This is a genomic window from Aquimarina sp. MMG015 (assembly GCF_018100855.1).
GTDB classification, from domain to species: Bacteria; Bacteroidota; Bacteroidia; order Flavobacteriales; family Flavobacteriaceae; genus Aquimarina; species Aquimarina latercula.
Genome location: NZ_JAGJEB010000013.1, coordinates 126,427 through 135,560, shown reverse-complemented (window position 1 = coordinate 135,560; position 9,134 = coordinate 126,427). Strand labels below are relative to the sequence as shown.

The window sequence follows — 9,134 nt, the reverse complement described above, 5'->3', positions numbered from 1 at the left end:
GTTCCACCAGTTAGCCCTGTAATAGAAGGAGTTGTATTTGGTTGATTTTCACAATATATTACTTGGTCATAGCTAAAGCTAGGATCATCAATAGGATTAACGTTTATTGTAATTGTTAAGCAATTAGCTGTCGTTTCATCTATACACGTGATATTACCATCTTCTGCTCTTATATAGTATGTAGTGCTGGGGGCAGTTGGAGTCACTTCGAACGTTGAAGTGTTTGTGGTGGTAGTTCCTAGTAAATTTCCTCCACAGGAGTCCGTATAAATAGACCAGGTGGAAGCAATATTAAGATCACCAGATATGGTGATATTAGTCGTTTCACCTTCACATAACTCGGTAGTTGTAGAAATATTAGGAATACTAGGAGCTATACATACTGGAATTTGTTTAAACCAGGCAAACCTTGCTACATTAAAACTACCTAGAATTGCATCTTTTAAACCATCTCCATCAACATCTCCAAAATCAATAGTAGCGAAACTTCCAATTTCTCCACGAGTTAATTCACCATTAAACATATTCTGAACTGAAGCAAAATTAGGAACTGTAGATGTTCCGGTATTTTCTAACCATCTAACAAATCCAGTATCAATCATAAAAAACATGTCTAAGTCTCCGTCTTTGTCAAAATCTTCAAAAACGGGTATTGGAACATCCATATTATTAAAAGCACTTTCATCAACCCAAGGACTATTTGCTTCAGATTGCCGTTCGAAAATGGGATTATTTTTGGTTCCAATATTTTTATAATAAGTTAGTTTATCACTACCTAGTGCTACGAGATCGAGATCAGAATCATTATCAAGATCTACAAAACCTAAACCAGGAAATTCGGCTATCTCTTGATTATCAAGTCCCGGTAAGCCATCCGGAATATATTCAAATACAGGAATTTCAGGGGAGCCTATGTTTCTATAAAAAAGAACGTCATTATTTCGGTCGCGTTCATAATCATAATCTGTACCTATAAATAAATCAAGGTCTCCGTCATCATCAATATCTGCAAGTTGAGGTCTATTTTGGTTTCTTACTGTTAAATTTCTATCAATCCAAATAGTATCTAAAGTAGGTATAGATGCCGATACCCAGTTTGGAGATGTAATCGTACCTTCATTTTTAAAATAGTGTACTGTACCTCCTTGGCTACCAGAAATAAAATCTAGATCCCCATCATTATCTAGGTCACCCAATATTGCGGATCGTAAACGGCCTCTTGTGATAGATGTGTTTGGTATTGTTGCGACATCTAATCCTGCAGGTACTGGTCCTGGTCCTGTAGATGTTCCGTCGGGATTATTAAGAAGACTTCCTCCTCTAAACTCCCAACTTACATGATCAACTTGGGAAAATAAGAGTTGATTCCCTAGCATAAGGAGTAAATAAATAGAAATTAATTTTTTTATCATTTTATTCCAAGTATAGCGGTTAGTTCTATAAAATCTAGAGCCTAATTTTAAAGCTTTTTTCTACAATTTTTTAAATAATACTATTATTGATAAAAACCAATTACATAAAAGGCACATAATCGAGAATTGTTTATATCTCGTTGCCTTTGGTTTTAAGAATAGTATTGTAATTATCTAGGGGAGGGGATGTTAGATAATTTTTTCCTTTATTACTTTTCGGCAAAACTAATAATTAAGTTTTTGTTTAACAAAATAAAGTTATATTAATAATTTACTTTGTGATAAGGTAGAATATAGTCTAAAGATTAATTCAACTATTTTAAAAAATATAATGATGTTAAAGGTCATAAAAGTATTTCTAATTATCCCTGTTATACTATTGTCTCTGCAGTCTTGTAAAAATGAACTGAATCCTAAGGAAATAATACTAAAATCATTAGAGGCACATGGTGGGTTAGAAGAATGGAAGAGTGTAAAGGAGATCTCTTATAAAAAAACTACTATTTTATATGATAGTCTTGGAGCTATAGAGAAGAAAATTATACAAACCCATAAAAATACATTCAGTCCAAAATTTAGGGCAGAAATGGTATGGGTAGAGAATACTGTTCAAAAGAAAGTTGTATTCGAGGATGATAAAATTAGTGTGTATTTTGATAACGTTATACAAGGTGATTCAGATTTAAAAGAAAAGTACTATAAATCTGTTATTGCAGCACACTATGTTATCTGGCAACCTTATAAATTGTTAGATGAGGAAGTCATATTATCTTACGTTGGAATAGATACAATAGATAGTAAGGAAGTCTACATAGTGAAAGTTACTTATTTTAATGATGATGGTTCTTCTGCGAATACTTGGTGGTATTATTTTGATGTATTAACGTATAAATTAGTCGGTAATATGGTACATCACGGGACTACTTATAGTTATATTGTAAATACAAAATATGAAGATAAAACGGGCTTATCCCTTAATGCCGAACGTAAAAGCTATATGACGGATAGTTTAAGGAATCCTAGGTTTTTAAGAGCAGATTACTCTTATGAAATTTTAGGATTTAATTAATAATAGAATAAAAGTTAACAGATGTTAATCTGACAAACAATATCTTCCGGGTTCCGGCATTGCCATTGTTGTTGATGAGTCAATAAAATCATTGCATTCACCAGTAGTGTTATTAGAACCACCGTTTATTTTTGTTAGTTCGGTTCTAGATAGTTTTTTGAATTTTTTTAAACTCTTCATTTTTAAAATGATTTGAATGAACTTAAAGTTAAAAAATATATTTGATAATATTGATAAGTTTTATTGTTTCTTAGTTTTTCTTCAGAATGTTTTATACTGAAAATAATATGTTCAGATGTAGACAAATTGACGATGGAGTTTTTGAAAAAATAAGTTCGCTTTTTTTAAATGGGACTTTTAATTCATTTCTTAAAATTAATATTGCTCAATAATAAAGGATATACATTCTTTATTAGTACTTCATCATCAATTAAAAGAAAAAAAAATGAAAAAAAACCTATTGCATGTTTTAATACTAGTAATTATTAGTGTCTCATGCGTTAATAAAAAAAATGTAGAGACAAGTTGCAACTTGAAAAACAATATTGACACCTATGTTACCAATGTAATGAAGTTGCATAATATCCCAGGTTTGGCTATTTCTGTTATACAAAATGATAGTATAATTTATCAAACTTATAAAGGAAAATCTTCATTGGAGCAAAACAGGAATGTTGATGAACAAACATTGTTTAGAATGTTTTCTTCAACAAAACTAATAACATCTATTGCTGTTTTTCAACTTATAGAAAAGGGAAAAATCAGCTTGAATGATAAAATTTCAAAATATCTTAACAATTTACCACTTAAGTGGCGTGATATTAGAATCAACAATTTATTAAGTCATTCATCTGGACTCCCTGATATGATTAGATATAAATGGGATTTAACAGATGATCAGTTAATGGAAAAACTATCTAATGATGAAATGGATTTTGAAAGAGGAAATCAATTTGAATACAATCAAACTAATTATTGGCTTCTTTCTCAAATAATCGAAAATGTCTCTGGATTGTCTTTTGCAGAGTTTGTACTTAAGAATCAATTTAATGGTGACTATGATAATGTATTGTTTTCATCTAATGCTACAGATGATATTCCTAAAAGAGCAACAAGGTATTTCTATAATTATAAGACTAAAGAGTTTGATAAAGACAAGAATAATAGTGGGACGAGAGGGTTTTCTGGTAATGGATTAAACATTACTCTTGATGAGTTTGTTAAGTGGAATTCTAAATTAGATAATAATGAATTGCTAAATAGTGAATCAAAAAAAATGTTATGGACACTTTTTAATTATAAAAACAAAACAGATAAATTTTTGCACGGGTGGGGAATCTATCCGGTAAATAACTTGAAATCTGTTGGTTTTTCTGGGGGGAATTGTGTAGGATTTAGAAAGTTTTTAGATAATAATACAACTATTATTTTACTTTCAAATGGTTATTTACATCCAGCTTATGATATCATAATAGATGATATTGCTAGGATGACAATTCCAGAATTAAAAACTAAAGATTTGACTTTGGAAGAAGATATTATGAGCTTAGTGGTGAATAAAGAATATGAAAAGGCAGAATTAGTACTTAAAACACTTATCTCAGAAAACTTGGAAACCGAGTTTTATAATTTGAAGTGGAATATAAATGGGATAGGAAATACATTGAATTATAATAGTGATTTTGCAGCATTTGATGTTTACAATATTCTTTTAAAGACATTTCCGGAGTGGTGGATTCCTCAAGCAGGTTTGGCTGAGACATACGAAAAACAAGGAGATACTTTAGGAGCTATAGCTGGTTATAAACGTGCGATTAAGATGAATGTGGTTAATAAGTGGAACTACAATGACCAAATGAACGCCAAGATAAAAGAATTAGAAAACAATTAACAAAATTGTATTTATAATCCATTTTGAACAGTAGTTATTTGAACATGCTTATTTTAGCATTTATACTACTGTTTCTTTTATGGGTCAAGATTTTATTTTGGAAAAAGCCACAATACTTGCATTTTTCATTGCATTGGTGTTAGCTTTATTTTTGTTTACTGTTAAAAGTAAAAGACATAATAAAGTTAGCAATATGTTAATGGGATTATTTTTGTTGATATTGGCGATTCATATCAGTGTTTTTCTTTATTCTGATTACATTAGAACACCTTTAATTTTTGAGCAGTTAAGAGATCAATTTATGCTCTTTTCCGGGCCTCTACTTTATTTGTACTTGATTTCATCTATGTATCTTGACTTTAAGTTAAACAAGGGACACTTATTACATATAATACCATTTGTTTTGGTAATCATAATTTTTATTCCAAGATTTTTTTCTGTAAGTGAAACAGATCGAATGGTTTTTTATCAATCGTATCATTCTCATTTAGAAGCAAAATTATATGCTTTTTTAAATATGGTTACTATTAGCTTCTATTTGATACTTATGTGTGTGGAATTAAAAAAATATAAATTGATATTATTAGAAAATTATTCAGATAAAAGATATTTTAATTACAAATGGTTAAATCAGTTAACTTTTTTGTTAGTGTTGTTATTTATTTTTTCATTCTTCAGAACGGCAATTATTTATTTTGGGAATCATGAGGAAATATTAAATATAAGAATTTTTCATACTATTTATTTAGTATTATTTGTGTCTTGGCTGATACTAAAAAGTTTGTATTCTCCAGAAATTTTCCGTGCGGTGGATACTAAACATAAGTTAGTGAAAAATTTGTATCTAAATAATTCTCAAAATATAAATTTGAATCAAGTAAGTGATCAGAAAGAAATTCAAGAAAAAATTGTAAAATTAAGACAACACATTGAAATTAATCAGTCTTTTCTTAATTCTACATTAAGCATAAAGGAGCTTGCAAATAGCGTTGGTATGGAAACTCAGGAGTTGTCAATTTTGATTAATCGTTATATTGGCAAGCATTTTTTTGATTTCATTAATGAGTATAGAATTGAGATGGCTATCAAAATTCTTGAAGACCCTAATAGAAGATCCAGTCATGTTTTGGAGATTTTGTATGAAGTAGGTTTTAATTCCAAATCATCTTTTCATAGAGCGTTTAGAAAATACACTAGAAAAACCCCTAAAGATTATAGAGCTAAATTTTAAAAAAGATAAGTGTATTATAACAACCTTGTTTTAGTTTTTTCCAAATGTAACTTTAATAAACAATTGTAAAACAAAAAAGCCTAAACTTAAAGTTTAGGCTTTTTTTGCTCCCCCTCTTGGACTCGAACCAAGGACCCTCTGATTAACAGTCAGATGCTCTAACCAACTGAGCTAAGGAGGAATATCTCTTTACAATCGAGAAGTGTTTTTCTCTTTTGCGAGTGCAAATATATACTATTTTTTAAAACACAAAAAGATTTTTTTGATTTTTTATTGTTATTCGAAGATAGCTCGATAAATATCATTCCCATTTGCAAAAAGTAACAAAGCGATTAGTATAACAAAACCAACAAGTTGTGCATACTCCATAAACTTATCATTAGGTTTTCTGCCAGCAATGATTTCATATAATAAAAACATTACATGTCCTCCATCTAATGCAGGGATTGGTAAAATATTCATGAAAGCCAAAATAATCGAAATAAAGGCTGTTGTACTCCAAAAAGCAGCCCAATCCCATACAGGTGGAAATAAATTACCTATGGCAGCAAATCCACCAATTTGAGTAGCTCCTTTCTTAGTAAAGACATACTTAAATTGCGCAATATAATCGTGAAGTTTCCAGTAGCTATAATTAAATCCTGCACTGATACTTTCTCCAAACGAAAACTCATCTTTATTTATCTTATAATAAACTGGTAATACGCCAATAGTACCTTCTTCATCGGTTTTTATAGAAATAGTTTGTTCCGATCCATCTCTAAGAAAGGTAACCTGAATTTCTTCTTCTTTTTTTGGTTTTACTTCCTTCTTAAACTGATGCCACCAACTAATTTTTTTACCATTAACAGATAAAATTTCATCTCCATTTCTAAGTCCCGCTTTATATGCAGGCCGATCAGCAACTACGGTATCAAGGACAGGTTTTAGTCTTATTCCAAAAGGTTCCATAACACCTTCTTCAAACATGGTTGTGCCAATGTCTTCCGGGATGTCGATAGTTTTAGTGTTTCCATCAATTGATAATACGGTAATGTTTTTTACATCTCTTAAGAAAAGATACATATTTACATCTCTTGCATCTTTAAAATCTTCACCATTTACCTTAAGGACTCTATCACCATCTTTAAACCCATATTCTTCAAATATTTCTGCAACTTCATATCCATCCGGTATATCCTCAGAAGAAACATAAGAAATTCCCCAAGTGAATATAATTGCCATATATATTAAAAACCCAAGGATGATGTTTACTGTAACACCCCCAAGCATAATAATTAATCGTTGCCAAGCTGGTTTTGATCTAAATTCCCATGGTTGTGGTGGTCCAGCCATTTGCTCCTTATCCATGCTCTCATCGATCATTCCAGAAATTTTAACATACCCACCTAATGGTAACCATCCAATTCCATAAACTGTTTCTCCAATTTTTTTCTTAAATAACGAGTATTTTACATCAAAGAATAAATAGAATTTTTCTACTCGTGTCTTAAATAGCTTTGCCGGAATAAAGTGTCCTAATTCGTGAAGAACGATTAGGATAGACAAACTTAATAATAGCTGTAATGCTTTTATAATTATCGGACTCATATGGTCTTATTCAAAATTAAATCACGCAAAAGTAACCTTTTAGAGTAGTTTATGAAAGAAATCAAGGATACAGATTCCGGTTTTAATATTTTTTTAGCGAAAACCATAATTTTGTAAAAGATAAACCTTGTAATTTTGTAACTCTAAAATGTAAGTATGCTTCGATTTTTTGCTAAGTACAAATTCTTTGCCATAGTTTTATTTATACTATCTGCGATTATTATTTCAATAATTTATTCAATTCTAAAACCCAAAAGAATTTTACAGGTATATGAACCAGATATGGTGAGTTTAGAATTAGTAGATAGTACGGTTCAGCATGTACGCAAATACCATAAGATAGCAGATTTTAATCTTCTAAATCAGAATGGTGAGAAAGTTACGCAGTCTAATTATGAAGATAAGATTTATGTTGCGGATTTTTTCTTTACAACATGTCAGACTATATGTCCAATAATGACAGATCACATGAAACTTATCCAGGGAAGATTAAAAAATGATCCAGATATTAAGCTATTATCTCACACGGTAATTCCAGAAACAGATGGGGTACCACAATTAAAAGAATATGCAATTAGAAAAGGAGTTGATGATACTCGGTGGAACTTGGTAACTGGCGACAAAAAGCATATTTATGATCTTGCACGCAAATCATATTTAGTAGCAAAATCGAATGGTGATGGTGGGCCTTATGATATGATTCATACCGAAAATTTCGTGTTAGTTGATAAGAAAAAGCGTATTAGAGGCTTTTATGACGGAACTGATTTAGAAGAAATTGAAAGGTTGTTAGAAGATATAGAAGTCTTAAAAAATGAAGGAGTAAAATAACATAGTTGCTTTTTGTGTAAAATTCGGGTTTTTAAAAAACAACTGTGTTTTTCTAGGGAAAAAATAATAAGTGATCTTATGAATTCTATCCATAATATTACCATTCAGGCTCCAGGCCAATTGTAAATGAGGTAGGAGTACATCGTGTATAGGAAACTGCAACACCATCCTTGTTTACGTAGCAAATTAATTTTTCGTCCCATCCATCAGGACAATCTGGTCTCCAAGGAGGTAAATTTTCTGCTGTAGGGATCACTAGTTTATCAAATATAATAGTATTTCCATCTCTTTGCAGAATTTGAAAACTTGTGATATGTGCATTATGTAGTTTGTAAGATAATTGACTACCTGTATGCTCGTTTTTTGCAACTAGATAAACTCCATCTTTTTTAGGTTTTCTAACTGTATATTGATCATATTTTTCGATTTTATCGTTTTTATTTTGACCAGATATGTCCAAACTTTCTTGTTCTAAATTATTCTTTTCACAAGAATAAATAATTGAAACCAAGCAGATCATTAATGCTTGAAGTAATAGTTTTTTATAATTTTTTATTCTATAATTTTTTAATTAGACTTTATTCTATTTAAGGCTTTTTAGTTTCCACCTTTTTCTAAATTTAGATATGATGAAATTAAAGCGACATACCTTCGTAGATATCCGAAAAATTTGAATTTCAATGATTTTGGACTTTTTTTGGGTTACCCTTTTTTGAATAGGTTTAAAACTGTTTTTATTAATGAAATCTAAAAAGAAAAGACAGGAAGAATATTTTAACAACTCGTAATAGGTTTTTCTAAGAGATAGTTTTTTCAATAGATATTTTTCCACTACTTTTGCCTTGTTTAAAATTATTCTAAATAAAGGCTTGAAAATTACTATAGCAAATCTCAAAAGGGGTCAACGTGCGTTGATTAAGGAAATAACTTCTGATACTATTCCATTAAAGTTATTGGAAATGGGATGCTTGCCAGGTAATGAGGTGCAATTATTACAAACCGCACCGTTTCAATGCCCAATGTATCTTACAATCAATGGTAGCCATCTCGCCATACGTAAAGAAATTGCTTCACAAATTGAGATTGAAATTATTTAATAGGATTACTTTT

General features: G+C 30.3%; 9 protein-coding genes and 1 tRNA gene. 5 read left to right on the top strand and 5 right to left on the bottom strand.

Annotated features, from left to right (window positions below; all coding sequences use genetic code 11):
• A partial coding sequence (locus J8L88_RS20460) for an FG-GAP-like repeat-containing protein (protein WP_211061703.1) occupies positions 1-1,412 on the bottom strand: 1,412 nt, incomplete at its 3' end.
• A gap of 334 nt (positions 1,413-1,746) precedes the next feature.
• Between J8L88_RS20460 and J8L88_RS20455 the strand changes: the two genes are divergently transcribed.
• Positions 1,747-2,481, top strand: coding sequence for a DUF6503 family protein (locus tag J8L88_RS20455; RefSeq protein ID WP_211061702.1), 735 nt, complete (start codon positions 1,747-1,749; stop codon positions 2,479-2,481).
• 24 nt (positions 2,482-2,505) lie between these two features.
• On the opposite strand, the gene J8L88_RS20450 is transcribed toward J8L88_RS20455, so the two are convergent.
• Positions 2,506-2,661 carry a hypothetical protein gene (locus J8L88_RS20450; RefSeq protein ID WP_211061701.1) on the bottom strand — a complete coding sequence of 52 codons (156 nt, stop codon included), beginning with the start codon at positions 2,659-2,661 and terminating at the stop codon, positions 2,506-2,508.
• A gap of 265 nt (positions 2,662-2,926) precedes the next feature.
• On the opposite strand from J8L88_RS20450, the gene J8L88_RS20445 reads away from it, so the two are divergent.
• A complete protein-coding gene (locus tag J8L88_RS20445; RefSeq protein WP_211061700.1) occupies positions 2,927-4,372 on the top strand; it encodes a serine hydrolase domain-containing protein in 1,446 nt (481 codons plus the stop codon).
• A 79-nt stretch (positions 4,373-4,451) separates the two neighbouring features.
• Entirely contained in the window at positions 4,452-5,603 is a 1,152-nt protein-coding gene (locus J8L88_RS20440; protein ID WP_211061699.1) for an AraC family transcriptional regulator, read from the top strand.
• 107 nt (positions 5,604-5,710) lie between these two features.
• Here the strand turns inward: J8L88_RS20440 and J8L88_RS20435 are convergent.
• Both J8L88_RS20435 and rseP read right to left on the bottom strand, forming a co-directional pair.
• Positions 5,711-5,784, bottom strand: a tRNA-Asn gene (locus J8L88_RS20435).
• Positions 5,785-5,879: 95 nt separating this feature from the next.
• A complete protein-coding gene (gene rseP, locus J8L88_RS20430) occupies positions 5,880-7,193 on the bottom strand; it encodes an RIP metalloprotease RseP (RefSeq protein WP_118388676.1) in 1,314 nt (437 codons plus the stop codon).
• A gap of 156 nt (positions 7,194-7,349) precedes the next feature.
• Here rseP and J8L88_RS20425 point away from each other — a divergent pair, with 156 nt between their 5' ends.
• Entirely contained in the window at positions 7,350-8,024 is a 675-nt protein-coding gene (locus J8L88_RS20425) for an SCO family protein (RefSeq protein ID WP_118388678.1), read from the top strand.
• 97 nt (positions 8,025-8,121) lie between these two features.
• Here J8L88_RS20425 and J8L88_RS20420 read toward each other — a convergent pair whose 3' ends face one another.
• On the bottom strand, positions 8,122-8,535 hold the full coding sequence (locus tag J8L88_RS20420) for a hypothetical protein (RefSeq protein ID WP_211061698.1): 414 nt from the start codon (positions 8,533-8,535) through the stop codon (positions 8,122-8,124).
• Positions 8,536-8,893: 358 nt separating this feature from the next.
• On the opposite strand from J8L88_RS20420, the gene J8L88_RS20415 reads away from it, so the two are divergent.
• On the top strand, positions 8,894-9,121 hold the full coding sequence (locus J8L88_RS20415; protein WP_027393214.1) for a FeoA family protein: 228 nt from the start codon (positions 8,894-8,896) through the stop codon (positions 9,119-9,121).
• Positions 9,122-9,134: the final 13 nt, after the last annotated feature.